Genomic DNA, 26,292 nt, shown 5'->3' on the forward strand with positions numbered 1-26,292 from the left:
CATTCATCTTGCGGTAGAACCGCTACAGTCGGAACACCGCCAGAGTGCGTCCCAGCACGCCGGCATTCCGATTCATCTGTTCGGCAGAGGCCACGCTGGCCTCGACCAGTGTGGCATTCTGCTGCGTGACTTTGTCCAGAGACGCCACGGCCTGGTTGACCTGTTCGATCCCTGTATTCTGCTCGTTGGCAGCCAAATCGATCTGGCCCATGAGTTCGTTGACATGCGCCACCGACGCCACCACTTGCTCTATCACACTAGCCACCGATGCCATCTGCTGCACGCCGTGGCCGACCTGCGTACCCGACTGGCCGATCAGCCGGCGGATCTGCTGTGCCGCATCTGCACTGCGCTGTGCCAGGGCCCGCACCTCGTTGGCCACAATGGCGAAGCCCCGGCCCTGCTCGCCCGCACGGGCGGCTTCCACGGCAGCATTGAGCGCCAGGATATTGGTCTGGGCAGCAATACCCTCGATCACTTCGATGATCTGTGCCATCTGACGCGACGATTGCTCGATGGCACGCATGGCAGCATCCACCTGGCCCACAGCATCGCCACCATCCTGTGCCAGACTGGCACTGCGATTGCTTTCGACCAGTACTTCCTGCACAGTATCCAGCGACTGACGTACCGTGGCGGCCAGCTCCTCCATCGAAGCCGCCGTCTGCTCCAGGCTGGCGGCCTGGGCATCGGTACGTGCGGCCAGATCATTGGCACCATGCGCCAATTCTGCGGATATATTGCCAAAACTGCCTATCTCCACCCGTGCATCACCCACCACGGCACGGAGATTCAGCTGTATCTGCCGCAGGCGCTCGGTCAACTGCCCCATCGGATGACGGCGTTGCGCATATTCGATGGGCGTCTCCAGGTTGCAACCGGCAATGTCGCGCGCCAGCAGATTGGCTTCCTTCCAAGTTTGTGTCATGCAACGGTCGAAACGCACCACCACCAGCACGGCCAGCGCCGCTACCAGGGCGGTATGCCAGGACAGCAGGCTGCCGGTGCCTGGCAGCGGCACCACCGTCGGCAGCAATGCCACGGCCACCAGTCCGGCCACCATGGCCCCCAGCCGTTGCGTGAGCGTCGCCCGGTGCAGTTTGCCCAGCCAGTCGCGCCACCCGGTGTGACGCACCCTGCCGCCATGCAGGCGGAATGTGGAGCGCCCCGCCTCGCGTTCATGCCGGAGACGATCGTACAGCGCCACGGCAGCCCGCACCTCTTCGTGTTCGGCTTTGCAGCGTACCGACATGTAGCCCTTGGGCTTGCCATTTTCCATGATGGGCGTCACGCTGGCGCGCACCCAGTAATAATCGCCGTTCTTGCGCCGATTCTTGACAATCCCCGTCCAACTGCGCCCACGCCCGACCGTAGCCCACATATCGGCAAATGCCTCGGGCGGCATATCGGGATGCCTGACCTTGTTGTGTGGCTGACCGATCAGTTCTTCCATCGAAAACCCGCTGACCCGGCAAAAGGCAGCATTGCAATGAGTAATGACACCTCGACTGTCCGTCGTGGACATCAGCAGTTCGTTGCCGGGAAGCGGGTATTCAGTCGTCGTGACAGGCTGGTTCAGGCGCATGGTCTGGCAGTGCGTGGCGTGAATCGGGCGAACAGCAAGAATTCGCATTTGACTCAGCAGTGCCACACACCGCATTGACCTGTATCAAAATCTATCTATATACCGATATGTCGCTTCAGTCAGGCTGGACACCGTAGCGTGCGCGATACGTCAGGACGGCATCGCGATGCTCTGTAAAACGCGTGTCATCATCCAGCAGACCCAGGATATCCTCCAGTGAAGCGATGCTGACCACCGGAATACCGTACTGGCGCTCGACTTCCTGCACGGCGGAATAGGCCGCCAGCGCATCGTCCTTGCCGGCTCGTTCACGCCGATCCATGGCGATCAGCACGGCTGCCGGCTCGGCACCGGCCGCACGGATGATATCAACCGATTCTCGCACCGAAGTGCCGGCCGTGATCACATCGTCAATGATGACCACGCGCCCCGTCAGCGGTGCACCCACCAGCGTACCGCCTTCGCCATGATCCTTGGCTTCCTTGCGATTGAAGGCGAATGGCACGTCGCGCCCTTGCAGGCCGGCATGCCCGGCCAGCGCCACGGCCGTGGTCGCCGCCAGCGAGATGCCCTTGTAGGCAGGGCCGAACAGCATGTCGAACGAGACACCGGACTTGACCAGCGCATCTGCGTAGAACTGCGCCAGGCGGCCGATGGAAGCGCCGCTGTTGAACAGTCCGGCATTGAAGAAATAGGGACTGACGCGACCGGACTTGGTCACGAAACTGCCAAACCGCAACACCCCCTGGTCCAGGGCGAAACGGACGAAATCACGACGAAAATCTGACATGACGATATCCACGAAGCAAATGCGAAACCGCCATTATCGCCCAGTCGTCGCCACGTTCGGACGTGTTTCAGGGCTGGCGTACGGTAATGGCAATCACCACGTACTTGCCATCACGGCGTTCGGCCGTGAATGTCACCCGATCGCCCGGTTTGATCTGGCCCGCCAGCTCTGCAGGATCGGCCTGGTAAACCAGGGTCATGGCAGGCAGCTCCAGAACCGCAATCGCCTCGTGCTTGATGGTGATCTTGCCTTGCTGGGCATCCGTACGACGCACCTCGCCGCTGGCTGTCGCCTGCTGTGCCCAGGCACCGCTCGCAGGCAACCATGCCGCCATGCCCAGCAACGCTACCGCAGTGATACGTGTCCATCCGCTCATCAGACGGGTCTTCATGATGCATTCCCCTTATTCGATGGAATCTCCCGCCGATTGTACCTGCTGCCTTAGCTGCCCCGTGGCAGCCATGTCTTTGCGCTGCTTTCCTGCTATCGTTGCCGGATAACAGAACAAGGTGGAAGGAACGCGCCATGACCTACCTGCTGGCCCTTGACCAGGGCACCTCCAGCTCCCGCAGCATCGTTTTCGACGAACACGGCTACGCCGTGTCCAGCGCCCAGGCGGAGTTGCCCCAGCACTATCCCCAGCCGGCCTGGGTCGAGCACGATCCCCTCGATATCTGGCGCAGCCAGCTCGAAACCGCCCGCCAGGCACTGCGCCAGGCCAGTCTGGACGCCAGCCGTATCCGCGCCATCGGCATCACCAACCAGCGCGAAACCACGCTACTTTGGAATCGCCATACCGGCCAGCCGCTGCATCGTGCCCTGGTCTGGCAGGATCGGCGTACCGAAGCCTTCTGCGCTGCGCTGCGTGACCAGGGTCGGGCCCCCCTGATCCGGGAAAAGACCGGCCTGGTGCTCGATGCCTATTTCTCGGCACCCAAGCTGCGCTGGCTGCTGGACAATGTCACCGGTGCGCGAGATGCCGCCGAACGTGGCGAACTGGCCTTCGGCACCATCGACACCTGGTTGATCTGGCAACTGACACAAGGCCGGGTCCATGCCACCGATGTCAGCAATGCTTCGCGCACGCTGCTGTTCGATATCGAGCGCAGCGACTGGAGCGACGAACTGCTCGGTCTGTTCAACATCCCGCGCAGCGTGCTGCCCGAAGTCAGGCCCTCGGCTGCCGACTACGGCACGACTGCGCCGGAACTGTTCGGCCAGCCCATCCGCATCGCCGGGGTCGCCGGCGACCAGCAAAGTGCCCTCTTCGGCCAGGCCTGCCACAAGCCAGGCCAGGTCAAGAATACCTATGGCACGGGTTGCTTCATGCTCATGCACACCGGCGACCAGCGGCATACGTCCAGGCATGGCCTGATCACCACCCGCGCCGCCCAGCCCTCGGCCGATGCACAGTACGCCCTCGAAGGCAGCGTCTTCATCGGCGGTGCCGTCGTGCAATGGCTGCGGGATGGCTTGCGCTGCATCCGCGCCAGCACCGAGATCGAGGCGCTGGCCGCCAGCGTGCCCGACAGCGATGGCGTGGTGTTCGTGCCGGCCTTCGGCGGACTGGGTGCCCCCTATTGGGAACCCGAGGCACGCGGCACCATCACCGGCCTGACACGGGGTGCCACAGCGGCTCACATCGCCCGCGCCGCACTGGAAAGCATCGCCTTCCAGAGCACGGCCCTGCTGCGCGCCATGCGCCAGGATGCCGAACAGCAGGGCCTGGACATCCACGAACTGCGGGTCGATGGCGGTGCCTGCGTCAACAACCTGCTGATGCAGTTCCAGGCCGATCTGCTCGGCATCCCCGTGGTGCGTCCAGCCCACATCGAGACCACTGCGCTCGGTGCCGCCTATCTGGCCGGCATCGGCTCGGGGCTGTATCTCGACCTGGACACCATCGCAGCGCGCTGGCGCACAGACGCCGTCTTCACACCCGTCATGTCGCGAGACCAGGCCGAAGGCCGCATGGCTCAATGGGAACACGCCGTGCGCCAGGCGACGGCGCGCTGACCGGGAGAACATGACATGGACATGAGTCAACTGGCCCTGATGGACAGCGTGCTGCTGCTCGTCGCCGCCCTGGCCGGCGGCCTGCTCAATGCCATCGCCGGCGGCGGCAGTTTCCTGACCTTTCCTGCGCTGGTCTATGTCGGCGTGCCCCCCGTCGCCGCCAACGCCACGGGTACGCTGGCGCTGCTGCCCGGCTACCTGTCGGCCACCTATGCCTTTCGCAACCACATGGCCCCGCCACCGGGGATGTCCTGGCTCGGAGTGCTGGGTATCTCGGCGCTGGGCGGCGGGCTGGGAGCGGCGTTGCTGGTCATCACGCCCGATGCCGGCTTCCAGCGTATCGTGCCCTGGCTCCTGCTGGTCGCCACCGTCGCCTTCGCGGCCAGCGACTGGTTGCTCGGGCGCATCTACCGGGCAGGTCGCGCCGTGCCGGCCGTGGTGGCCCGTGCCGTACTGTTCGGCGTCACGCTCTATGGTGGTTACTTCAACGGTGGCGTCGGCATCCTGCTGCTGGCGGCCCTGGGCCTGGTAGGCATGCGTGACATGGGCATGGCCAATGGTGCCAAGAACCTGGTGTCATTCGTGCTGACCCTGATCGCCGTCATCCTGTACGCACGGGCCGACGTGCTGGTCTGGCCCCTGGCACTGCCGATGATGCTGGCCGGTATCGTCGGCGGCCTGCTCGGCGGTATCCTGGGACGCCGCCTGCCCCGACGGCTGGTGCGTGCCGTGGTCATCCTGACCGGTGCCATCATGACGGTGGTGTTCTTCCTGAAAGCCTGATCTCAGGGATATCCCGATTGTGCGTCGGAACTCGCACGGATAATATTGGCACCAATTTTGTAAAAAATAAAGGCCAACCATGACCGACACCGCAGCACAGCCCGTCGACGCACAACACACCTTCGGACAGAAACGCGCCCGCGCCATCTACGATCTTGGCCACAGCACCATTTTCTCGGCACGCAGCGATGCACGCTTTGCCTACTGCACCTATGTCCCACCACAACTCGACCTGGCAACCAACCCTCCCGAACTGGTCGTGGTCATGCACGGCACCGGTCGTGCCTTCACTGAATACCGCAACGCCTTTGCCAGCTTCGCCCGCTGGAACAACTGCATTATCCTGTGCCCGCTGTTCCCGGTCGGCGTCAACGGAGACGGCAACCGCGATGGTTTCAAGCAACTGCGCGAAGGAGAGATACGCTACGACGACATCCTGCTGGACATGGTGGCCGAGGTCGGCGAGAAGTTCGGCTGCACCTTCCCGCGCTTTGCCCTGTTCGGCTACTCCGGCGGCGGCCAGTTTGCCAACCGCTTCTGCCTGCTGCACCCGACCCGCCTGTGGGCAGTCTCGATCGGCGCACCAGGTTCCGTCACGTTGCTGGACCCGTCCCAGGACTGGTGGGTTGGCACACGCGACATGCATCAGCGCTTCGGCACCACACTGGATCTTGATGCCCTGCGCGCACTCCCGGTCCACATGATCGTCGGCAAGGCCGATATCGAAACCTGGGAAATCACCCACAAGGAAGGCGGCAAGTTCTTCATGCCGGGTGCCAACGACGCAGGCAAGACACGCCCGGAACGCCTGCAGTCGTTGCGGCACAGTTTCGAGCAGGCTGGCGTACAGGTCCATTTCGACATACTGGACAACGTGCCACACAACGGCCAGGCCTGCGTCGAGCCGGTGCAGGACTTCTTCGCGCAGGTCCTGCGCCAGATGCGACAGCCCGGTAGCGTCTGAAACCCGATTGCCCTGACTGGAGCTCGCCATGCTGCGCTTCGCCCTTGCCCGCATCATCATGTCGATTCCGACACTGCTCATCGTGGCCGTATCGGTTTTCGTGCTGATCCGCCTTATTCCCGGCGACCCTGCACAACTGCTGCTGGGCGATCTGGCCGATCCGGTCAGCCTTGCCGACCTGCGTACCCGGCTGGGGCTGGACCAGAGCTGGCTGGCTCAGTTCGGCATCTGGTTCGGCCAGGTGATCCGGGGCGACCTGGGCACCTCAATCAATATGGGCGCACCGGTCCTGCCGCTCATCTGGGAACGCTTTACCGTCAGCGCCCAGATCGTGCTTTATGCCGTCTTCCTGGCCAGCCTGGTTGCCGTGCCTGCCGGTATGATCGCCGCCTGGCGCCAGAACCGTCCCACCGACCTCGTCCTGGTCGGCAGCGCCACCCTGCTGGTATCGATCCCGACATTCTGGCTGGGCCTGCTGCTGCTGATTTTATTCGGTCTGAAACTGGAATGGCTGCCAGTGGTCGGCTATGTCTCCATCAGCACCGACTGGAAGGCGGGCCTGCTATACCTGGCCATGCCCGTTCTGACCCTGTTCCTGCATGAGATCGGCGTACTGATCCGGATGTCGCGGGCCAGTACCCTGGAAATCCTGCGACTGGACTACATCACGCACGCCCGGGCCAAGGGCCTGCCCGAGCATACGGTACTGATGCGCCATGCCTTCAAGAACGCCTTCGGCCCCACATGGACACTGATCGGCCTGGTGCTGGGCAACCTGCTCGGCGGCATTGCCGTAGTGGAAACAGTATTCACCATTCCCGGCCTGGGGCGGTTACTGGTCGATGCCATTTTCGCCCGAGACTATCCGGTGATACAGGGCTGCCTGCTGTTCGTCGCCGTGATTTACGTACTGGTCAATCTCGTGATCGACCTGTGCTATCCGATTTTCGACCCGAGGGTGACCGCAGAATGAAACGACAAAAAATCCCCCCACGCTTGTCGCTACGCTCCGGCGCTACCCCCCAAGGGGGTGCTTTTTGCCTTGGGGCGGCCCGGCGACAAAAAATCGCTCCCAACGCCCTGCTGGGTGGCCTGATCGTCGGCATCCTGCTCTGCGTGGCCCTGGTCAGCGCCTTCTGGACACCTCACGATCCGCTCAAGATCAACTTCGCCGCACGCCTGCAGCCTCCGAGCGGCGCGCACTGGCTGGGGGCCGACGAGTTTGGTCGCGACGAGCTGTCGCGGCTCATGGCGGCAGCCTCATCCAGCGTCTGGATCAGCTTGCTGACGGTATCGCTGTCCGTCATTGCCGGCACACTCATCGGCGTGCTGACCGGCTTTGTGCGGGGCTGGCTGGATCGCATCGTGATGGCGTTCAACAACGCCCTGCTGGCGTTTCCCGGCCTGCTGCTGGCGCTCGGACTGCTGGCTGTGGTCGGTGCCAACAAATATGGCATCGTCCTGGCCCTGGGCCTGGCTTATGTGCCTTCAGTCACCCGCATCGTGCGCGGCACCGTGCTGTCATTGCGAGAAAAGGAGTTCATCGAATCATCACGGGTCCTGGGCAACTCGGAGTTGTACACCATGTTCCGGCACGTCCTCCCCAACTGCGTGGCACCGCTGACCGTTCTGGCCACCTCCATGTTCGGCTGGGTCATTCTGGCGGAAAGCTCCCTGTCATTTCTCGGACTGGGCGTACCGCCCCCAGCCCCGACATGGGGCAACATGCTGGCCTCGGCACGCCCCTACCTGAGCAGCGCCACCTGGCTGTCAATCTTCCCGGGGCTCTGCATCGCCATCACGCTCCTGGGCGTCAACCTGCTGGGCGATGCGATACGGGACCACCTGGATCCACGCATGCGAGGCTCACGATGAATACTGCACACACTTCCCTGGTCTCGGTACAGGGCCTGACACTGACCGTCGGCACCGGCGGCAGGGAAATCGTCTCCGATGTCTCGTTCGACATTGCCCCCGGCGAATTCGTCGGCATCGTCGGCGAATCCGGCAGCGGCAAGACACAGGCGGCCCGCGCCATCATGGGTCTGACACCCGCCCCGCTGGAAAGGGCGGCAGGCCGCATCCTGTTCGACGGACAGGATATTGCCCAGGCCTCGCCAGCCCGTCTGCGTAACCTGCGTGGTGCCCGTATCGGCATGGTGTTTCAGGAGCCTATGACCTCGCTCAACCCGTCCATGAGCATCGGCCGGCAACTGCTCGAAGGCCTGACATTGCATCGCCGCGATCTGAACCAGCAGGCTCGCCGCCAACTGGTCCTGGAGATGCTGGCACGGGTCGGCATCCATGACCCGGAAGCCGCCATGCAAGCCTGGCCGCACGAATTCTCCGGCGGCATGCGCCAGCGCATGATGCTGGCCTCGGTCATGCTGCTCAAACCCGCTCTGCTGATCGCCGACGAGCCGACCACAGCACTCGATGCCGTAGTCCAGCGTGATGTGCTGGAGCTGATGGTCTCGCTCACCCGCGAATACCATACTGCCGTTTTGATGATCAGCCACGATCTCCCCATGGTGGCCCGCTACACGAACCGGATCGTGGTCATGCAGCACGGACACGTCGTCGAGTCAGGAGCCACAGCCGACCTGCTATCCAGGCCCGCTCATCCATACACGCGCAAGCTGCTGGCCGCCATGCCTTTTCGCCCGCCAGCCCGCACCCGCCCCCCCGCTGAGCCACTGGTCAGGATACGGGATCTGGTAGTGGAATATCCTGGTCGCCCGCGCCTGTTTTCCAGAACCGAACCCAAGCGTGTCCTCAAGGGTATCGACCTCAACATCCACCCAGGTGAAGTCGTCGCCGTGGTGGGGGGATCCGGATCAGGGAAAACCACGCTGGGACGCACCATCGCCGGCCTGCTGGAACCCACCTCCGGCACGCTGTTGTTCAACGGCCAGACCATCGCTCGCAATACGCCACACTGGCGTCAGTACCGCCTCGATTGCCAGATGGTGTTCCAGGATCCCTATTCATCTCTCAATCCGCGCATGACCATCGGTCAACTGGTCGGCGAAGGCTTGCGTCACCAGACCGACATGACGCCTGCCAGCCGCCTGCGCCGAATCCACGAAGTACTGGAAGAAGTCGGTCTTGAAAGTCGCTATGCCAGCCACTACCCGCACGAACTCTCGGGGGGGCAGCGCCAACGCGTCGCGATTGCACGGGCGGTGGTACGGCGTCCGGCATTCGTCATCGCCGACGAACCCGTTTCCGCCCTCGATGTGACGGTGCGGGCACAGGTGCTTGCCCTGTTTGCAGACCTGCAGCAAAAGCATGGTTTCTCCTGCCTGTTCATCAGCCACGACCTTGGTGTAGTGGAACAGGTCGCCGATCAGGTCATCGTAATGCAACAGGGAGAAATCGTCGAGGCCGGCTCTCGCGACGAGGTCTTCGACACGCCCCGTCACGCCTATACGCGCACCCTGCTGTCAGCCATTCCGGCACTAGAGCAGACGCCGGAGGGAGGTGTGCGTCTCAAATGGCGCACAGGCCAGCCGGTAGAGACCTGAGTGGCGGCCAGCCAGGCATGACCGATCCTTTGATGCCGTAAAATCACCTGCTCTGCCCGGAAGGGCAGGCATGTACGACCGGATTCGCCATGAAGCCCACTTGGCACGCATCCCATCATGCATGTCGACTCACCACCCTGTGGAGCTGCTCATGGCACGTCATCGATCCGTTTCCTCCCCTGACCTTGTCGACCGCATCGCACAGGATATCCAGTGCGGCCATTACGGCCCTGGCAGCTGGCTCAAGCAGATCGACCTGCAGACCCGTTATTCAGCCCCCCGGCCAGAGGTCCGCAAAGCGCTGGACCAACTGGCCCTCAAGCGACTGATCGAACATATCCCTAATCGGGGATATCACGTCCATGTCCCGGACTCAGAGCGCCTGGACAAGATCCGAGATATACGTATCCTGCTCGAATGTGGTGCTGCAACCCAGGTAATCGAACATATCACGCCCGCGCAAATCAACCAGATCCGGCAACTGGCGGAACGCTTTGCCGAACTGGTGGAGACCGGCACGCTCATGGAGCAGTACGAGGCCAACCTGCGCTTTCATCGCGCGATCTACGCACTCTGTCCAAATGACGAACTGGTGCGTCTGATCCAGGAAATCCGCTCGGGTATGCCTTCCGCCCCCACCACGCAATGGCGCACGCATGCGCGCATTCTGCAGTCAGCCCAGGAGCATTTCGGCATCGTCGATGCCCTGGCCGCCGGCGACCTGCCACGACTGCAACAGCTGATCGCCCAGCACATTTCCCAATCCGGCACCTGAAGAGGGAGTCGCCTGCTGCACGCCGCAGCAGGATCAGGGTAAGCACCGAGTGACGCACAACAGGGTTCGCTTCAGAATCATCAATATTGGCACCAATAATGCTCCATATTGATCAGCAAGGAACCCTCCATGACGATATCCCGGTCCATCCTGCACACCACACTGCTCTGCGCGGGTCTTGCCACTGCCCTGCCCGGCTGGGCGGCACCCCTTGTGATTGCCCAGCCTGCCGATATCCGCTCCACCAATCCAGGCGTGAACCGGGACAATTCCACCGACGGTGTCATCCTTAACGTCATCGAGGGATTGGTCGGCTACCGTGCCGATGGCACCGTTGCCCCCCTGCTGGCGGAGTCCGTCGATATCTCGTCGGACGGCCTGACCTATACCTTCCGGCTACGACCCGACGTCAAGTTCCACAATGGCTCCCCGGTGACGTCAGCCGAAGTCCTGTGGAGCTGGAACCGTTACATGGACCCGGCCACAGGCTGGCGCTGCCTCGGTGAGTTCGACGGTCGCAATGGCCTGAAAGTCACGGAAGTCAGCGCACCGGATGCATCCACCTTTGTCATGAAGACCGATCAAGCCTCTGCCCTGTTCCTGGACACGCTGGCTCGCACCGACTGCGGCATGACCGCCATCCTGCACCCCGATTCCGTTGCGGCCGATGGCAGTTGGCTGACGCCCGTCGCCACAGGGCCGTATACCTTCGTCGACTGGAAGCGTGGCGAATACGTCACCTTGCGTGCCTTTACCGACTACCGTTCGCCCGGCACCGAAAAAAGCGATGGCTATGTCGGAGACAAAACCCCGCACGCCGAAGAAGTCCGCTTTCTGGTCGTGCCCGACTCGTCTGCGGCCAAGGCAGGACTGCAATCGGGGGCGATTGACCTTGCCCAGGTCACGTTTGCCGACTATCTGGAACTGAAAGACAACCCGAACCTGGACGTTCTCATTCCTGGCGAAGCCACCAAGCACAGTCTGCTGCTGCAGACCCGTGACCCGGTACTCCAGAACCAGAAGCTGCGACAGGCCATCGCCGCTTCGCTCGACATCAGCCAAATCGTCCAGGCAGCCAGCGAAGGGGTCGCCAACCAGACCAACCAGTCGGCAGTGCACCAACACTCGCCGTTCTACAGTGACACCCAGCGCAAGGGCTACAGCTACGATCCTGCTCTGGCACAGCGCCTGCTTCAGGAGGCCGGCTACAAAGGCGAAAAAATCACGATCTATGCCAACAAGCGAGCGCATGTACCCAGCTACCAGGTCGCTATCATGGCGCAAGCCATGATGCAGGCTGCCGGCATCAATGCTCAAATAGAAGTCCTGGAATGGGCAACCCAGCTCGACCGCTACAACCGGGGCAACTATCAGATCAGTTCATTCACCTATTCGTCGAGGCTGGATCCCAGCCTGAGCTATGAGCAGTTTGCCGGCGACAAGGACCAGCAATCCCGCAAAGTCTGGGAGAATCCGGAAGCGCTGGAGCTGATCGAGGCGTCGATGCGTGAGTTCGACCCGACCAAGCGGCAGGTGCTCTTCGATCAGTTGCACGAAAAGATGCTCGATGACGTGCCGCTGATCATTCTGTTCAACGGTGCAACGGCATGGGGCCAGAAAAAAGGCCTCGATCACGTCACTGTATGGGAAGGCAAACCGCTGCTCTGGTAAGCCCCTGATGATTCGTACTGCATAATCAAAAAAAGACCCCGCACCTCATATATGAAGTGCGGGGTCTTTTGACTGAGCACAGCACACATGCGGCCAGCCTGGCCGCACATGCCTCAGAGCACAACCGGATCTGCGTCCAGGCTATAGCGTGTGAATGTTCTGTTCAATGCAGGCAGCGGCGCGGCTTCCAGGATGCCCAGCGCCGGCTCCATGACCACCATGGCGACCGTGGCCGACAGATTGTGTCGACTTGCCGGGCGCGGAGGCCGGCAGACCGAATAGGGGGTACCGAAGTCATCGAAGAGTGCCTGCTTCAGGTCCTCGCGAGTCAGCTGTGGCCGGGCATTCAGCAATCGGCGCACGCGCCAGTCCCGATAGGGACTCTCTGGCGTATTGGCACGGCCCATATCGCGCAACTTGCATAGTGCAACCTCGCTGACCCAGTGATTGGCATGCACGATCAGGCCATCCTCTCCCGGATAGAGCGGAAACGCTTCGTTGGTCGAGCATTCGTAGTCCACCCCGAATCCCTCGGCCATACCCAGCATAATGTTGTTCGAGCAGGACTTGGGCGTAGACGACACTGCCTTCATGGCCAACGCGAAATGCTGCTGCTCCAGCACCTTGCGCCGGATCAGCGAAAGTGGCACCCCTTCCTGTGTGAAATCGCGATCGGACTCCAGATAATTCGCTGTAATCGAGATGCCGGCGCTGTTCAGCCCGCTACGCGCCAATCCACCCGCTTCCACGAAGGTCAGCATATCGGGGCCATCCTCTTGGCGCACGCGCAATACCACTGCAGTATCCACGCATTCGGCCCGCCAATCCCAGTTCTGCCCATGAATCAGATTGCCAGCCGCGGCACGTTCGGGCAGGATCAGTGCTCCCGTGCAACCATCCTCGGGCTCCTGCCCTGCCTTCTCATCCTCCAGTTCGATGACCTGGTTTTTCTCTGCCCGTGCGCGTGCGACCACTTCGGTACGCGCATTGATCATGACGATATCCTCGAACGCCACGCCCGCACCGTCGGCAATGCCATGCATTTCATCCAGATAGTGGGGCGCGAACTCGCCAATGGCCGGCACGAAGCTGTGAATCAAGGCCTGCCGCTGCGCCTCTGCGTAGCCCAGATCGACCAGCGTACGCCCATACAGGCTTGCGCTCAGACGGATACGCTCATGTGCCTGCTGTCCATACTGGACGCCGCGTTCATAGGCTCCGCCCGAGACGGAAACGAATGGAAATTGAGTTGGAGCAGCCATGCATCCCCCTTGTAGAATGATTGTGATGTGGCTGGCCGCAGCCCTGCGAACAGCCGCTTTTTTATTGTAATTTATTTTGGTGCCAATTTAACGAAAAGAGGCCTCCAGATGACCGTATCACTGTGTATTTCCCATCGTCGCAACATGGCATGGGGCCTGACCGCCCTGCTGCTTGGCGGGCTTGCACCGGCCGCCGCGCAGACTGCCGGATCTACGGCAACACCCTCCGCGCAGCGCGATGCCCAATACGAACAGGACGCCGCGTATTGCCACCAGAACAGCCAAAGCGTCGACCTGCAGGCCTGCCTGCGGGAAGCTGCCACGATGCAGGCCGAACGCAGGCGCAACGCCGCCTCGCCCGCCACTCCTGCGGCAGACAACGACAATCCTGATGTGTACATGCGCAATGCACTGCGTCGCTGCCAGTGGCAGCCCGCATCCGAGCGTGCGGCCTGCGAAGCCCTGATACGCAACCAGGGCGATGTGGCGGTACAGGGCAGCGTACTGGAAGGCGGCCAGATGCGGATGATCGCCATCCCGCAAGCCCCCCAGATGCCGACAGACCCACAACAAGCCACCCCGGACGGCCCGGCACCGTATCCTGTGGAAACGGATCGGGAGCCCTACGCGCGGCCACTGCCGCGCTGATCCAATCAGCGGCTACTGCGCGGCCTGGCTGGCTCGCTCCAGCCGACTATTGAACATATCGAGCGGCATGGCACCCGCCACACGGGTGCCATCCTCGAAGAACACGGCAGGCGTGCCCCGGATATTGAGTGTCCGGGCCAGTGCAGTCCAGTCCTGCAGCGGCGCGTCGCAACTGGCCTGGGCCGGCGTGCGCCCCTTGAGCATCCACTCGTCCCAGACCTTGCCCTGGTCCTTGGCGCACCAGACATTGGTGGCCTTGGTGACGGAATCAGGCCCCAGGATGGGCAGCAGGAACGTATGGATGGTCAGGTTATCGACCTCCTCGAGCGTCTTGCGCAGGGCCTTGCAATAGCCACAGTTGGGATCCTCGAAAATCGCAACCTGCCGGGAGCCGTCACCCTTGACCTGGCGAATCGACAGCTCCGTCGGCAAGTCACTGAAATCGATGGCACTGAGGGCTTCCTTGCGCGCACGGGTGACATCTTCGCGCGTCTTGGCATCGATCAGCGAACCATTCAGCACGAAGTTGACCTCGGGATCAACGTAGACCAGTTCATCGTCGAGTTGGACTTCATACAGGCCATAGGGCGTCGGGTTCACGGCCGTGGCCTTCAAGCCGTCGAAGCGGGCCTCGAAGCGCTGCTTGACGGCCTCGGCCTCCGCACCGTCTACAGCGGTAGTGGCGGCCCAGACCGCTGGTGCAGCCAGCACGCCCATCAGCGACAGCGCGCAGGCAGCGGCCACCCTGGTCAGACGCCGTGCATGATGCAGGCCGGTCGTGAGGCGGCCGGAGCGGCCCATATCGTGTCTATGCATATCCTGTCCTTGGCTTTTATGTCCCGTCTGCCCGGCGTCAACCCTGGCCGGCGGCATTGTCGATGAGTGCCCGCTTGATGAACGGCAAGCGTTCGACCAGCTCCATGCCCTGGTTGCGCAGCCAGACCAGCGGCACCTGCTCCGAAGAAAACAGGCTGTGCAGTCCGTGCGTAGCCAGCTTCATGGCGCGCAGCGGTGCTGCCCGTGCCCGGCGATAGCGACTCAATACTCTTTCGTCTCCGGCATGCCGGAAAGGTTCCCGACCGGCCACGGCATCGACCAGCGCACGGACATCGCCCAGCCCCAGGTTGAGACCCTGGCCGGCCAGCGGATGGACGCGATGCCCGGCATCGCTGACCAGGGCTAACCCCGGTCCGGTCATGCTGCTGGTCTGTTCCAGGAACAGCGGAAAGCCATGCACCCCGCTGCGTACCCGCAGATGCCCCAGCCGACCTGAGGTCAGCACCGCCAGGCGCTCGGCCAGGAAGGTTTCCTGCTGCGCCTGCGGCCAGCCCAGCAGGGCACGAGCCTGATCCTGCGGCATGGACCAGACCAGCGACACCAGGTGGCGACCTCCACGCGTATCCGGCAGGGGCAGCAGGGCCACGATGCCCTCCTCGGAAAACCACTGGCAGGCCACGCCCTGATGCGGCAGTTCGGCCTCGAGATGGGTCACGATCCCCATTTCGCCATAGGCGTGGGAGTCGACCGCCAAACCGGATGCCGCCCGGACGGCCGAGCGCGCACCATCGGCGGCCACCACCAGGTCGGCCCGCAATGCCGGCCCCTGGTCGAGTTCGAGAATCGACGCCTGACCGTCATGGTGCCAGCCGGTGCAACGCCTGTCGTGCCAGGTCAGGCCCGACATCAATGCCGCCTGCGCCAGAGTGCGTTCGAGCAGCCCTGCCTCGACGATCCAGGCCAGCGCGGGCCGGGCAGCCTGCCAGGCTTCCAGCGTGACCTTGCCCTGCTGGTCACCATGCACTTCCATGGCCTGCACCGGCGTAACGCGATTGGCAGGCAACACATCCCAGACGCCCAGCCCTGCCAGGAAAGACTGGCTTTCCGGCGACAGCGCATAGACACGCGGGTGATACTCATCCAGATCAGGCGGCTGCATGTCGGGACGTGGCCCGACCAGCGCAACCTGCTGCCCACGGCGCGCCAGCGCCAGGGCTGTCCCCAGCCCGGCAATGCCGCTGCCGGCCACCAGAATCGAGGTTTTTTTCATGTCAGCCAACCCTCATCGCGCCGAAGGCGTGCCCGCAGCACGGGGCCAGAGCACCCACATGCGGCCGTTCTGTTTCATGCGACCAGCGATGTTGCCGGCCTCTTCGCCGTAACCCCAGTAGAAGTCGGCACGCGCCGCCCCCTTGATGGCCGCCCCGGTATCCTGGGCGAAAACCAGCCGGTTGAGCGGACGGGCGTCGCCCGGCCAGGTCGTCGACAGGAACACAGGCGTGCCCAGCGGCACGAACTGGGTATCGACGGCAATCGACCGACGCTCTGTGAGCGGCAGCGAATAGGCACCCTTGGGGCCGGCAGCCTCATCGGCAATCGCCTCTTCGCGGAAGAAGACCACGGCCGGATTGACGCTGAGCATTTCCTCGACGCGATGCGGATTGTCGCGCGCCCAGGCGCGGATGCCCTGCATCGAGGCCTGACCGGCAGTCAATTCGCCCTTCTGTATCAGCCAGCGGCCGATCGACTGGAACGGCTGGCCATTGTGATTGGCATAGGCCAGCCGGATTGTGCTGCCAGCGCCCGGCCCATCGGCCAGATAGGCACGGCCCGACCCCTGGATCTGCAGGAAGGCAGCATCGACAGGGTCGTTGACCCAGACGATCGCAGCCGGCTGCCGGCCGGCTGACTGCAACTGCACGCGCGTGTCGTAGGGAATGACACGATTGCCATCGAGCTTGCCGCGCACACGCTTGCCAGCCAGTTCGGGATAGAGCCCGCCCAGATCGATGGTGAGCAGGTCATCCGGCACGGCATACAGCGGCCACTGAAACTGTCCGCCACGCTGGCGCGACGCTACAACCAGGGGCTCGTAGTAACCGGTGACCGTATTGGTGGCAACCTTGCCGCCCGCATCGTGCAAGCGCCAGGGACGCAGGTGCTGCTGCAGGAAGGCGCGCACCTGGGCCGTCGAGGCCGCACCGGGCTGCTGTGCCTGGCGTTGCGCAGCCGCGCAGACAGGTTGCCAGACAGGCGGCGTGGCGCGCGCAGGCAGGGTCAGCCCGCCGGAAATCGGGCGCATCAGCCCCTGGCAGTTGAGCAGGAAAGCCTGCCAGACCTGCTCCAGCTCATCAGCCTGCCAGCCCGGCATCTCGGACCAGTCGGCAGCCACGAAACGACCCGCCAGATTGCGGGCCGGGCTATCGGGCAGCGGTTGCGTGGGCACCGACAGGACACTGCCCGGTGCCGGCGTTGCGGTGGACGGTGACGTGGCGACGGTGCCGCCACTGTCGGTCGCCGGACTGCCCGGCTGGGAAGGGCCATACGAAACCGTGGTACAGGCGGTCAGCCAGCCGACCATGGACAGCGTCGCCAGACGCTTGATGCAGGATGATGCGTTGTATTTCATGAATGAATCCACTCAATGCAGCACATTGGGCACTGCCAGGACAAACTCGGCGATCGGCACGTCGAACGGGATGCCGTTCTCGCCGACGCAATGATAGGCACCGCGCATCGTACCGACAGGGGTACGCAGTGGACAGGCGCTGGTGTATTCGAAGACTTCGCCAGGGGCCAGCAACGGCTGCTTGCCGACCACGCCCAGGCCGCGCACTTCCTCGACCCGCTGGTCGGCATCGGTGATGATCCAGTGCCGGCTGATGATCTGGGCCGGCTGCGATCCCCTGTTGACGACCTGCACCGTGTAGGCGAATACATACTGGGGCTGGGCAGGATCGGATTCGTCGGGCAGGTATTGCGGCACGACCGTGACGCTCAAGTCATAGGTTTTCACGGAACAACATCCCCATGGCGCAAAGGCAAACTACAATGATGACATAGATTCGTCCATTTGCCTTTGCCGACTCCCACCCGCCATGTCAGTTATTGCAACACCCCAATCCCTGCCGCCCGCGCGTATCGCGCCGAGCATCCTGTCCGCCGACTTTGCCTGCCTGGGCGAAGAGGTCCGCAACGTCCTGGCTGCCGGTGCCGACTGGATTCACTTCGACGTGATGGACAACCATTTCGTCCCCAACCTGACCATCGGCCCGATGGTGTGCGAAGCCATCAGACCGCACGTCGGGCAGGCTCCCATCGACGTACACCTGATGGTCGAGCCGGTCGATGCGCTGGTGCCGATGTTCGCCAAGGCAGGTGCCAGCCTGATCAGCTTTCATCCCGAAGCCTCGCGCCACGTCGATCGCACCCTGAGCCTGATCCGCGATCACGGCTGCCAGGCCGGACTGGTCTTCAATCCGGCCACGCCGCTGGACTGGATGGATCACGTCATGGACAAGCTCGACCTGGTGCTGCTGATGTCGGTCAATCCGGGGTTCGGCGGCCAGAAGTTCCTGCCCTCGACCCTGCCGAAGCTGCGTGCCGTACGCCAGCGCATCGACCAGTGGATGCAGCAGGGTGGCCAGCCCATCGCGCTCGAAGTCGATGGTGGCGTCAAGGCCGACAATATCGCTGAAATCCGTGCTGCCGGTGCAGACACATTCGTGGCCGGCTCGGCCATCTTCGGCCAGTCCGACTACGCAGCCAGCATCTCGGCCATGCGCGCCGAAATCCTCAAGGCTGACAGCCTGCAGGCCTGACACGTCGACGATCCCTGCAACCTGACACGCCAACTGCCCGAGCACCAGTTTTCCCTGCCATCATCCTGCCAGCCGAGGACAACCACGGACATGACCGACTCCCTCTCCGCCATCCGCGCCGACGCACAGACTGACCATGCCGATACGGGCAGCGGCATCCGTGCCGTGCTGCTCGATCTCGACGGCACCCTGCTCGACACCATCACCGACCTGGCCGTGGCAGTCAACGCCATGCGCACCGATCTCGGCCTGCCCACCCTGCCGCAGGACCTGATCGCCACCTATGTCGGCAAGGGTGCAGAAGACCTGGTTCAGCGCTCACTGGACAGCGGCCTGGAAGCCGAGCATCAGGCCGATGCAGCACGCCAGGCAGAAGGGCTGGCACTGTTTCAGACACACTATGCCCGCGTCAATGGCGAACAGGCCCTGCCCTATCCTGGCGTACTGGACGGGCTGGCAGCCTTGCAGGCAGCGGGCCTGAAACTGGCCGTGGTCACCAACAAGCCGACGGCCTTCACTTTGCCGCTGCTGGAGCGTACAGGCCTGACGCACTGGTTCGAGGTCATCGTGAGCGGCGACACCTGCCCCCGCAAGAAGCCCGATCCCATGCCGTTGCAGCACGCCTGCGACCTGCTCGGCATCGCCCCCGGCGAAGCCGTCATGATCGGTGACTCGGTCAATGATGCCCTGTCGGCGCGTGCCGCCGGCATGCCGGTGCTGATCCTGCCCTATGGCTACAACGAAGGCCACGATGTCGCCACGCTGGACGCCGATGCCGTGATTCCGTCCATGGAAGCCATTGCGGGCTGGATTTCGCAGCGATCAGGCCACCCGAAGTAAACCTCGCTCAGGCGCTACGCAGCCGCAATCGCCTGTACCCGAGCCATCCGCACGGCATCCTTGATCGCACCACCATCGCGCCCGCATTGCCGGGCGATGGCCCCGGCATCGACCAGCCGGGCCGCTGCCAGTGCGCGCTGCCATGCAGCCAGATCAACTGGCAGGCAAAGTGCGGCCGCATCCAATAACTGTTCGAAACGTGCCGGCTTGCGCAGAGCATCGCCGTACTCCATGATCCGCCACTGTTGCTCAGGCGTACCTGAGGTCGGCAGGTCTGCCAGCAGGGTCTGCAGCAGACGGGCCATATCTGCGCACTCGGAAGGCACCCGCAGGCGCGCGCTCAGTGCAACCACATCTGCGGCCCCGCTCACCAGCAACGCATAGCGCGAGGCCTGCGGCAGGCCTGCCTGTGCGGCGGCATCCAGGATCTGCCATGCAGTTGTCTGCGCACGATCCTCTGCGATTGCAACCATTGTGCCAGCGCTGCCCGGCGTACCCAGTACGACGTCCTGCGGTTCAACAGCCCTCAACGGTTCCGCTGCCATCTTGCCGGACTGCCACGGCAGCACAGGCCTTCCCAGCCCCGGCATGATCCGCTCAAGCGCGCCCACCTGTGCAAGCAGGGCCAACATGCGTGCCGGCTGGGCCGATATCAATCCGCGCGACAATTCCTGCCAGACTCGTTCCGGCACCAGGGCATCGACTTCGCCCTCATCAACCATGCGCCGGCACAGCGCCAGGGTTTCGGGAGCCACCGAGAAATCGACGAAACGGGCCATGAAACGGGCCAATCGGAGAATGCGTACCGGGTCCTCCATGAAGGCCTCGCCCACATGCCGGAAAATCCGGGCCTCAACATCGGCCGCACCGCCCAGTGGGTCGTATAACTGGCCGTACACATCGCGGGCAATGGCATTGACGGTCAAATCACGTCGGCGCAGGTCATCGGCCAGCGACACATCGGTGCCCGTATGAAACGTGAAGCCACGGTAACCACGCCCGGACTTGCGTTCGGTACGGGCCAGCGCATATTCCTCATGTGTCTGCGGATGCAGGAAAACCGGAAAATCCCCGCCCACCGGCAGAAAGCCCCGACGCGCCATCTCTTCGGGGGTCGTGCCGACGACGACCCAATCATGATCGCCCGGTTGCAGCCCCAGCAAGCCATCACGCACCACGCCGCCCACGGCATAGACCTGGAGGCCGACCAACGGGTCGGCCTGCATGGATGCCTCGGTCACGGCAGTGCCACCGTTGTCTGCGTCGAAGGTTCGATATAGCCCAGGCGGGTCTTGAGCGACTGCGGCTGGCCCGAGAACAGTGCGGCGTAGTAGACCGCATTGGACAGTACTTTCTGCACGTAGTCGCGGGTTTCGGTAAACGGGATCGTCTCGGCGAAGATCGCCCCTTCGACACGGTGCGTCAGGCTGGCACGCCAGCGCACGGAGCGTCCGGGGCCGGCGTTGTAGCCGGCACTGGCCAATACCTGAGAACCGCCCAGGTCTGTCAGCACCATGTTGAGATAATTGGTGCCCAGCAGCGTATTGACATCGAAGTCATTGACCTTGGACGGGTGAAAATCCGACATGCCGATCTTGCGGGCCACCCAGCGGGCCGTGGCCGGCATCAATTGCATCAGGCCCGAGGCACCCACCGTCGAGCGCGCATTGCTGACAAAACGCGACTCCTGGCGGATCAGCCCGTACACCCAGGCCGGATCGAGGTCGATCTGGCGGGCCTGGGCCGTGACGCGCCCCTCGAAGGGCGCGATGTAGCGCTGGTTGAAATCAAACTGCCCCTGCGTCAGTTCGGACGTATTGACGACACGATCATAGATGCCTTCCTGACGTGCATACTCGGCGGCCGCCAGCAACTGGCGATCGTTCATGCCGCGCAGCGAGAAATTCCATTCCGGCACGGCTTCGCGCCGCCAGCCCTGGTGGAACAGCGACACGGCGCGACGCAGCCCCGGATGGGATTGCGCCTCGGCCAGCTCCTGCGGGGACACGGGCGCGGCACGCTGGGGGGGGGCAATGGTGCGTCCCAGCTCTTCGGCCGCCAATTGCCCATAGAAACCGAACCGGTCGGCAATGCGTGCGTAGGCAGCCTGGGCCGCCTGGGTCTGCCCCTGGGCCGCCTGCCCGCGCGCGCGCCAGTAGATCCAGTTGTCGGCTTCGCGCTCGTCTGCAGGCATGGCATCGATGGCCCCCATCACCCAGCCCCAGTCGATGGTCGGCTGGCGCAGCGCGGCGCGCACGCGCCAGGCCTGGTTGTAGGGTGCGATGCGGGCCTCCAGACCGGCCTCGCGATACCAGTCGTGGGCACGCGGGTCCAGGTTGAGCGCCGCAATCAGGGCAAACTGGCTGCGCAGCCAGGCCAGATCGGTCTTGGGCAGATGAGCGGCCCATTGATCTCGCAGATAGGTATCGCCAACATCGCGGTCCTTGCGGGCCAGTCGGGCCAGCGCAATCAGCACCAGTTCGCGATCCAGGGCGCTGGCAGCCGGACGAGGCTGCAGCGCCAGCCACTGCATCGGTTCCTTGAGAATGGCATCGTAGGTCTTGAGCCGCTCGGCATCGAACAGATAGCGGGCATAGCGCCGCGCCTGCGGTAGTTCGTTGACCTCGATGGCATCACGCAAAAGCGTCGTGAGATGTGCGTTTTGCACAATGCCGGCCGACACCAGCCGGTTCATCATCGACCAGCAGGCATTACCGGGCCGGTGCGCCGCCAGCGCCTCGCTGGCATTGACCGCTTGCCCGGTCGCCTGCGCCGCCTCGATCCGGGCGCACTGTACCTGCGCATCATTGACCTGATGCACATCGAGTTGCAGCGCCTTGCTGTAATTGCCCAGTCGCACCTCGGCCAGCACCCAGTCACGCAGGATGCGGTCCGCCAGGAACGTACCGGGATAGCGCTTCAGGAACTCGCTGGCCTGCTCTTCGGGCAAGGGTGCCCGCTGTGCCAGGCGACTGCGCAGCCACCAGTACTCGACATAGATCTGCAAGGGATCACCCTGCGCCGCCTGCAGAGCCGTATCCAGCTTTGCCTGCTGCTTGCGATCATAGGCCTCGCGGGCCTGGATCACGGCCTCGGAAATCTGTGCGGCCGGCACCGCCGTGGACATGGGTGCCAGCGTGGGATCGAGCGACGCCAGTTGCTGCGCCTGCACACTGCACGCCAGCCCCAGGCCGGCCACCAGATGCGCGGCCAGCGCCATGGCCCTGCGCGGCATACCCGGCACGGCGGATTTCTGATACCGTCTGGTCTTTGCCCCGAACTCCATGGCACCTCCACGATCATGAATACCTGCAACACCGCACAGGATAACGCAGACACGCTGCGAAAGCGATTGCGCGATGCCCGCGCCAAAACCACGTCCGAAGAGCGCAACAACAGCGGCCTGCGCATCCGTGCGCGCCTGCACACCTGGCTGGCGATACACCTGTCGGAACGCCCCGAAGACAGCCCGCCACCGGTGATTGCCGCCTACTGGCCCCTGGAGCTGGAGCCCGATCTGCGCCCGCTGCTGCGCAAATGGGACCAGGAAGAAGGCCATACGCTGGCACTGCCGGTCATCGACCAGCCCGGCCAGCCGCTGCGCTTTCGCCAATGGACAACGGATACGCCCATGCAGACAGGCCTGCACGGCATCGAGGAGCCGGCCGAAGGCCAGTGGCTGACGCCCGACATCATCCTGGTGCCAACGCTGGGCTACACCCGCGAGGCCGACCGGCTAGGCTATGGCGGCGGCTACTATGACCGCACCCTGGCCGCATTGCGCGATGATGGTCACGCCTTCGTGACCATCGGCGTGGCCTGGTCGATCGGCGAGTTCAAGCGCAAGGATCACCCGCCTGCCGATCATGACTTCAGGCTCGATGCCATTGCCACCGAAGCCAAATGGGTGCCCGAAGCACCCTGACAGCCCTCAGCCTGCTGCCGTCTCGAAAACCTGCCACATGGCCTCGAGGCGGCGCTCGAACTTGTCAGCCCCACCATAGATCAGCTCGGACTGCAGCGCATCGATCAAGCCCATATAGGTCAGCGTCAGCGTTTCGATGGTCAGGCCGCGACGGTTCTCGGCCAGCGGAGAACCCTTGATCGCCGTACGGATGATGTCTTCAAGATTGTCCATGAAGACATGCATCGGCTCCATCACCGCATCATAGATATGCAGGGGGGGAGCCAGCAACGCCTTGAACCAGAAGGCCACATGCTCGGAATTTTCGTATCGCGTGCGAATGTCCTGCAGGTAGGCCCGCAATTGCCCGACCGCACCCTGGCCGCCATGCAGCACCTGACCGGCATGTTCCAGCTCGGCCTCCACCAGTCTGGGGATCAGGCTGAGATACAGCTCATCCTTGCTCTGAAAATGCGCATAGATGGAGGGCTTTTTGATACCGACATCCGCAGCGATCTCGGCCAGCGACGTTGCATCGAAGCCCTGCCTGGCAAAGCGGGCCAGTGCAGCATCCTGCAGGCGAATGGCGGTCATGGTCTATCCGGTGGCGATGAAAGCGGCCATCGTAGCATGGCCCTGCCCCCCACCCGAATGGCAGGCCCGGCCGGGTGGGCCAGGCCTGCCATCCAGCCTAGAACGAAGCCGTTATCCGGGCGTAATAGGCGCGACCGCGCTCGTTGTACGTATAGGCTCCGGCATCCTCGGCATTGCCCCCGCGGTAAATCCGCTTGTCGAACAGATTGCTGATACCGAAGCGCAGACGCAGATTGGAATTGACGACGTAGCCGGCACTGATACCCGCAATGGCATAGGGACTGATGCGCTCCTGATTGCTCATCTCCCGACCCGTCTGGGCCAGCGAAGGTGGCTTCTGCACGCCATACCAGGTCAGCGTAGCCCCCAGCGACAGGCGCTGATTGACGGACCAGTCCAGCGTGGAATTGAGCGTGAACTCGGGGATGATGCTCAGCGGCTCGTCCTTGAATCGTCCCGAACGACGCTCGGCATCGATCATGTAGGTCAGGTTGTTGTTCCACTCCACGGACTCGCCCAGCCGGAAATACAGATTGCCTTCCAGCCCCTGCACCAGAGCCTTGCCGGTATTGCTCCACTGATAAACCTGAGAGCCACCGATGGTCCCGACACTGGTCGTGCCGGCATCCACCTTGTTCTTGTAGTCATTGCGGAAATACGCCACGCTGAAGCGCCAGTCGCCCGGATCGTAGGACACCCCGATTTCCTTGTTGATGCTGGTTTCAGGCTTAAGGTCCGGATTGCCGACCAGATAGCAGGGACCATTGCTCATCCAGCAGCCCATACCCCGACTGTTCAAGACATAGTTCTCGGTTGCCTGATAGAGATTGGGCACTTTGTAGGCTCGGGCAATCCCCCCCTTGATGGACCAGGCCGATGTCAGCCAATACTCTGCATTCAGGCTGGGGCTCCAGTTGGAACCAAAGGTATCGCTGTGATCAAAGCGCATGCCCGGCGTCAGCGTCAGGTTCTCGCTGGCCTCGATGTTGCTTTCCACGTAGATGGCCTGGCTCGCCTGCCTGGCACGGGTCGCGCTGCCCTGTTGCGCATTCAGGCTATCGCGCATGCCCCCCGGATCGTTGAGCGATTCGCGCAGATCTTCTGCCCCTACGGTCAGCACCTGTGCCACATCCGCCACGGCAAAGGGCACATTGACTTCGCCACGCAACTGCACCGTGCGCAAACGGGCCGTATCGAACACGCCGAGGTCATCACCGCCACTGCCGGGAGCCCCTTCCACCGAACCCGACAGGCCTTCACGCTGGCGATGGTTGCGGGTGACATCGTAGGCCGCACTCAGCAGGGAATCGCCCCAGTCGTACCGTCCCCGATGGGTCAGCGACACCGCCTGGCGATACATGACGTTGGTTTCCGAGTTGTACAGTCCGTCGATCCCGTCGTCGTGCCAGAACGGTGAATCACCGGCATAGCGGTTGCCCTGGCGGGAATAGCTGGTTTCCAGATCAAAAGAATGCGTACTGTTCGGCTTCCAGGCCAGCAGCACGTTGGCATCCTTGTTGACCACCCCTTCGCGGCCATTGGCAATCGCATGGCGGAAGCGATTGTTGTAGCCCTCGGCCATATTCAGCGAGTCCGGGTCGGTATGGTTCCAGTTGGCGTAGGCACGAATGCCCAGCGTCTCGGTAATCGGCGTGCTCAGGCTGAGATTGACCCGGTTGGTCGCGCCTTCTTTGCTGTCGTCCGGCTGATTGGTGTAGTAGGTCACGGAACCGGTCGGCTTGTCCGCCACACCCTTGGTCCGGATGCTGACCACGCCCCCCATAGCACCCGAACCATAGCGCGCCGCAGCCGGTCCGCGCAGGACTTCGACGCTTTCCACCATTTCAACGGGAACCCAGTTGGTATCACCCCGCGAGTCTCGGTCGCCGCCCCAGCCATAGCGCACGGCGTTGCGCGAGCGCACCGGTACGCCATCGATCAGGATCAGCGTATTCTCCGGCCCCATCCCGCGGATATCAATCTGGCGGTTGTTGCCCCGGATGCCCGAACCACTGGTGCCTGTCAGGTTGACCCCCGGCTGGCGGCGGATGATATCGGCCAGATCATTGGCCGGCGGCGTATTCTCGATATCCTGACTGGTAATGACCGACACGCCGAGCGCCTGCTTCATCTGCTCTTCGGCGGTCCCCAGCACCTGAACCGAGTCCAGCGAATGCACTGCCTGCTCGTTCTGAGTCTCCTGGGCTTCGGCGCGGCCCCATGGACTGGCCACGACCCCGAGCGCCAGCATTACCCAGATGCTGGCATGCAGCGATCCCCCTTGTATCGCAGCGGCACGATTCCTGTTTTTCTGCACAACTGGCTCCTCAAAACT

The 26,292-nt window shown here is 63.2% G+C and carries 24 protein-coding genes; 12 read left to right on the forward strand and 12 right to left on the reverse strand.

Annotated elements, in window-relative coordinates; genetic code table 11:
* Positions 1-22: 22 nt before the first annotated feature.
* From DD235_RS16170 to DD235_RS16180, 3 genes are all read right to left on the reverse strand, one after another.
* Positions 23-1,585, reverse strand: coding sequence for a methyl-accepting chemotaxis protein (locus DD235_RS16170; protein WP_109063154.1), 1,563 nt, complete (start codon positions 1,583-1,585; stop codon positions 23-25).
* Between the two features lie 115 nt (positions 1,586-1,700).
* Positions 1,701-2,375: an orotate phosphoribosyltransferase gene (gene pyrE / locus DD235_RS16175; protein WP_109063185.1), complete on the reverse strand. Its 675-nt coding sequence runs from the start codon at positions 2,373-2,375 to the stop codon at positions 1,701-1,703.
* A gap of 67 nt (positions 2,376-2,442) precedes the next feature.
* Positions 2,443-2,709 (reverse strand): copper-binding protein, encoded by a 267-nt coding sequence (locus DD235_RS16180; RefSeq protein ID WP_420810479.1) that lies wholly within the window; start codon positions 2,707-2,709, stop codon positions 2,443-2,445.
* Positions 2,710-2,900: 191 nt separating this feature from the next.
* Between DD235_RS16180 and glpK the strand changes: the two genes are divergently transcribed.
* From glpK to DD235_RS16220, 8 genes are all read left to right on the forward strand, one after another.
* The gene (gene glpK, locus DD235_RS16185) at positions 2,901-4,391 is read left to right on the forward strand and encodes a glycerol kinase GlpK (protein WP_109063156.1); all 1,491 of its coding nucleotides are present in this window, start codon (positions 2,901-2,903) and stop codon (positions 4,389-4,391) included.
* Positions 4,392-4,412: 21 nt separating this feature from the next.
* Positions 4,413-5,174: a sulfite exporter TauE/SafE family protein gene (locus DD235_RS16190; protein ID WP_239990194.1), complete on the forward strand. Its 762-nt coding sequence runs from the start codon at positions 4,413-4,415 to the stop codon at positions 5,172-5,174.
* Positions 5,175-5,253: 79 nt separating this feature from the next.
* Positions 5,254-6,138 (forward strand): alpha/beta hydrolase family protein, encoded by an 885-nt coding sequence (locus tag DD235_RS16195; RefSeq protein WP_109063157.1) that lies wholly within the window; start codon positions 5,254-5,256, stop codon positions 6,136-6,138.
* Positions 6,139-6,166: 28 nt separating this feature from the next.
* On the forward strand, positions 6,167-7,111 hold the full coding sequence (locus tag DD235_RS16200) for an ABC transporter permease (protein WP_109063158.1): 945 nt from the start codon (positions 6,167-6,169) through the stop codon (positions 7,109-7,111).
* Positions 7,108-8,013, forward strand: a complete 906-nt coding sequence (locus DD235_RS16205) for an ABC transporter permease (RefSeq protein ID WP_109063159.1) — start codon at positions 7,108-7,110, stop codon at positions 8,011-8,013. The genes DD235_RS16200 and DD235_RS16205 overlap by 4 nt, the downstream gene beginning before the upstream one ends.
* On the forward strand, positions 8,010-9,665 hold the full coding sequence (locus tag DD235_RS16210; RefSeq protein ID WP_109063160.1) for an ABC transporter ATP-binding protein: 1,656 nt from the start codon (positions 8,010-8,012) through the stop codon (positions 9,663-9,665). The genes DD235_RS16205 and DD235_RS16210 overlap by 4 nt, the downstream gene beginning before the upstream one ends.
* 151 nt (positions 9,666-9,816) lie before the next feature.
* Positions 9,817-10,440 (forward strand): GntR family transcriptional regulator, encoded by a 624-nt coding sequence (locus DD235_RS16215; protein WP_109063187.1) that lies wholly within the window; start codon positions 9,817-9,819, stop codon positions 10,438-10,440.
* 129 nt (positions 10,441-10,569) lie between these two features.
* Positions 10,570-12,111, forward strand: a complete 1,542-nt coding sequence (locus DD235_RS16220; RefSeq protein ID WP_109063161.1) for an ABC transporter substrate-binding protein — start codon at positions 10,570-10,572, stop codon at positions 12,109-12,111.
* A 113-nt stretch (positions 12,112-12,224) separates the two neighbouring features.
* On the opposite strand, the gene DD235_RS16225 is transcribed toward DD235_RS16220, so the two are convergent.
* Positions 12,225-13,373 carry a C45 family autoproteolytic acyltransferase/hydrolase gene (locus DD235_RS16225; protein ID WP_109063162.1) on the reverse strand — a complete coding sequence of 383 codons (1,149 nt, stop codon included), beginning with the start codon at positions 13,371-13,373 and terminating at the stop codon, positions 12,225-12,227.
* 108 nt (positions 13,374-13,481) lie between these two features.
* On the opposite strand from DD235_RS16225, the gene DD235_RS16230 reads away from it, so the two are divergent.
* The gene (locus DD235_RS16230; RefSeq protein ID WP_109063163.1) at positions 13,482-14,021 is read left to right on the forward strand and encodes a hypothetical protein; all 540 of its coding nucleotides are present in this window, start codon (positions 13,482-13,484) and stop codon (positions 14,019-14,021) included.
* Positions 14,022-14,033: 12 nt separating this feature from the next.
* Here DD235_RS16230 and DD235_RS16235 read toward each other — a convergent pair whose 3' ends face one another.
* The 4 genes from DD235_RS16235 to apaG are packed head-to-tail and all read right to left on the reverse strand — an operon-like array spanning position 14,034 to position 17,814.
* The gene (locus DD235_RS16235; protein ID WP_239990195.1) at positions 14,034-14,837 is read right to left on the reverse strand and encodes a DsbC family protein; all 804 of its coding nucleotides are present in this window, start codon (positions 14,835-14,837) and stop codon (positions 14,034-14,036) included.
* 37 nt (positions 14,838-14,874) lie between these two features.
* Complete coding sequence (locus DD235_RS16240) at positions 14,875-16,068, reverse strand: FAD-dependent monooxygenase (RefSeq protein ID WP_109063165.1); 1,194 nt, start codon at positions 16,066-16,068, stop codon at positions 14,875-14,877.
* A gap of 12 nt (positions 16,069-16,080) precedes the next feature.
* A complete protein-coding gene (gene mltA, locus DD235_RS16245; protein ID WP_109063188.1) occupies positions 16,081-17,403 on the reverse strand; it encodes a murein transglycosylase A in 1,323 nt (440 codons plus the stop codon).
* Between the two features lie 36 nt (positions 17,404-17,439).
* Positions 17,440-17,814: a Co2+/Mg2+ efflux protein ApaG gene (apaG, locus tag DD235_RS16250; RefSeq protein ID WP_109063166.1), complete on the reverse strand. Its 375-nt coding sequence runs from the start codon at positions 17,812-17,814 to the stop codon at positions 17,440-17,442.
* A gap of 82 nt (positions 17,815-17,896) precedes the next feature.
* Here apaG and rpe point away from each other — a divergent pair, with 82 nt between their 5' ends.
* Positions 17,897-18,619 (forward strand): ribulose-phosphate 3-epimerase, encoded by a 723-nt coding sequence (gene rpe / locus DD235_RS16255; protein ID WP_109063167.1) that lies wholly within the window; start codon positions 17,897-17,899, stop codon positions 18,617-18,619.
* A 90-nt stretch (positions 18,620-18,709) separates the two neighbouring features.
* The gene (locus DD235_RS16260; protein WP_109063168.1) at positions 18,710-19,459 is read left to right on the forward strand and encodes a phosphoglycolate phosphatase; all 750 of its coding nucleotides are present in this window, start codon (positions 18,710-18,712) and stop codon (positions 19,457-19,459) included.
* Positions 19,460-19,473: 14 nt separating this feature from the next.
* Here the strand turns inward: DD235_RS16260 and DD235_RS16265 are convergent, their stop codons facing one another.
* Together DD235_RS16265 and DD235_RS16270 are read right to left on the reverse strand one after the other, a co-directional pair.
* A complete protein-coding gene (locus DD235_RS16265; protein ID WP_109063189.1) occupies positions 19,474-20,685 on the reverse strand; it encodes a tRNA nucleotidyltransferase/poly(A) polymerase-related protein in 1,212 nt (403 codons plus the stop codon).
* 11 nt (positions 20,686-20,696) lie between these two features.
* Positions 20,697-22,745, reverse strand: coding sequence for a lytic transglycosylase domain-containing protein (locus DD235_RS16270; protein WP_109063169.1), 2,049 nt, complete (start codon positions 22,743-22,745; stop codon positions 20,697-20,699).
* Between the two features lie 15 nt (positions 22,746-22,760).
* Here DD235_RS16270 and DD235_RS16275 point away from each other — a divergent pair, with 15 nt between their 5' ends.
* Positions 22,761-23,384: a 5-formyltetrahydrofolate cyclo-ligase gene (locus tag DD235_RS16275; RefSeq protein ID WP_109063170.1), complete on the forward strand. Its 624-nt coding sequence runs from the start codon at positions 22,761-22,763 to the stop codon at positions 23,382-23,384.
* Between the two features lie 6 nt (positions 23,385-23,390).
* On the opposite strand, the gene DD235_RS16280 is transcribed toward DD235_RS16275, so the two are convergent.
* Positions 23,391-23,957, reverse strand: coding sequence for a TetR/AcrR family transcriptional regulator (locus DD235_RS16280; protein ID WP_109063171.1), 567 nt, complete (start codon positions 23,955-23,957; stop codon positions 23,391-23,393).
* Positions 23,958-24,054: 97 nt separating this feature from the next.
* Positions 24,055-26,274 (reverse strand): FepA family TonB-dependent siderophore receptor, encoded by a 2,220-nt coding sequence (locus DD235_RS16285; protein ID WP_239990196.1) that lies wholly within the window; start codon positions 26,272-26,274, stop codon positions 24,055-24,057.
* Positions 26,275-26,292 lie beyond the last annotated feature (18 nt).

It is taken from the genome of Corticimicrobacter populi (genome assembly GCF_003123725.1).
GTDB lineage: Bacteria > Pseudomonadota > Gammaproteobacteria > Burkholderiales > Burkholderiaceae_B > Corticimicrobacter > Corticimicrobacter populi.

Excerpts from the sequence above, each read along its gene's own strand:
- DD235_RS16170 (WP_109063154.1), bottom strand. The coding sequence starts at position 1,585 with ATGCGCCTGAACCAGCCTGTCACGACGACTGAATACCCGCTTCCCGGC.
- pyrE (WP_109063185.1), bottom strand. The coding sequence starts at position 2,375 with ATGTCAGATTTTCGTCGTGATTTCGTCCGTTTCGCCCTGGACCAGGGG.
- DD235_RS16180 (WP_420810479.1), bottom strand. The coding sequence starts at position 2,709 with ATGGCGGCATGGTTGCCTGCGAGCGGTGCCTGGGCACAGCAGGCGACA.
- glpK (WP_109063156.1), top strand. The coding sequence starts at position 2,901 with ATGACCTACCTGCTGGCCCTTGACCAGGGCACCTCCAGCTCCCGCAGC.
- DD235_RS16190 (WP_239990194.1), top strand. The coding sequence starts at position 4,413 with ATGAGTCAACTGGCCCTGATGGACAGCGTGCTGCTGCTCGTCGCCGCC.
- DD235_RS16195 (WP_109063157.1), top strand. The coding sequence starts at position 5,254 with ATGACCGACACCGCAGCACAGCCCGTCGACGCACAACACACCTTCGGA.
- DD235_RS16200 (WP_109063158.1), top strand. The coding sequence starts at position 6,167 with ATGCTGCGCTTCGCCCTTGCCCGCATCATCATGTCGATTCCGACACTG.
- DD235_RS16205 (WP_109063159.1), top strand. The coding sequence starts at position 7,108 with ATGAAACGACAAAAAATCCCCCCACGCTTGTCGCTACGCTCCGGCGCT.
- DD235_RS16210 (WP_109063160.1), top strand. The coding sequence starts at position 8,010 with ATGAATACTGCACACACTTCCCTGGTCTCGGTACAGGGCCTGACACTG.
- DD235_RS16215 (WP_109063187.1), top strand. The coding sequence starts at position 9,817 with ATGGCACGTCATCGATCCGTTTCCTCCCCTGACCTTGTCGACCGCATC.
- DD235_RS16220 (WP_109063161.1), top strand. The coding sequence starts at position 10,570 with ATGACGATATCCCGGTCCATCCTGCACACCACACTGCTCTGCGCGGGT.
- DD235_RS16225 (WP_109063162.1), bottom strand. The coding sequence starts at position 13,373 with ATGGCTGCTCCAACTCAATTTCCATTCGTTTCCGTCTCGGGCGGAGCC.
- DD235_RS16230 (WP_109063163.1), top strand. The coding sequence starts at position 13,482 with ATGACCGTATCACTGTGTATTTCCCATCGTCGCAACATGGCATGGGGC.
- DD235_RS16235 (WP_239990195.1), bottom strand. The coding sequence starts at position 14,837 with ATGCATAGACACGATATGGGCCGCTCCGGCCGCCTCACGACCGGCCTG.
- DD235_RS16240 (WP_109063165.1), bottom strand. The coding sequence starts at position 16,068 with ATGAAAAAAACCTCGATTCTGGTGGCCGGCAGCGGCATTGCCGGGCTG.
- rpe (WP_109063167.1), top strand. The coding sequence starts at position 17,897 with ATGTCAGTTATTGCAACACCCCAATCCCTGCCGCCCGCGCGTATCGCG.
- DD235_RS16260 (WP_109063168.1), top strand. The coding sequence starts at position 18,710 with ATGACCGACTCCCTCTCCGCCATCCGCGCCGACGCACAGACTGACCAT.
- DD235_RS16265 (WP_109063189.1), bottom strand. The coding sequence starts at position 20,685 with ATGCAGGCCGACCCGTTGGTCGGCCTCCAGGTCTATGCCGTGGGCGGC.
- DD235_RS16270 (WP_109063169.1), bottom strand. The coding sequence starts at position 22,745 with ATGGAGTTCGGGGCAAAGACCAGACGGTATCAGAAATCCGCCGTGCCG.
- DD235_RS16275 (WP_109063170.1), top strand. The coding sequence starts at position 22,761 with ATGAATACCTGCAACACCGCACAGGATAACGCAGACACGCTGCGAAAG.
- DD235_RS16280 (WP_109063171.1), bottom strand. The coding sequence starts at position 23,957 with ATGACCGCCATTCGCCTGCAGGATGCTGCACTGGCCCGCTTTGCCAGG.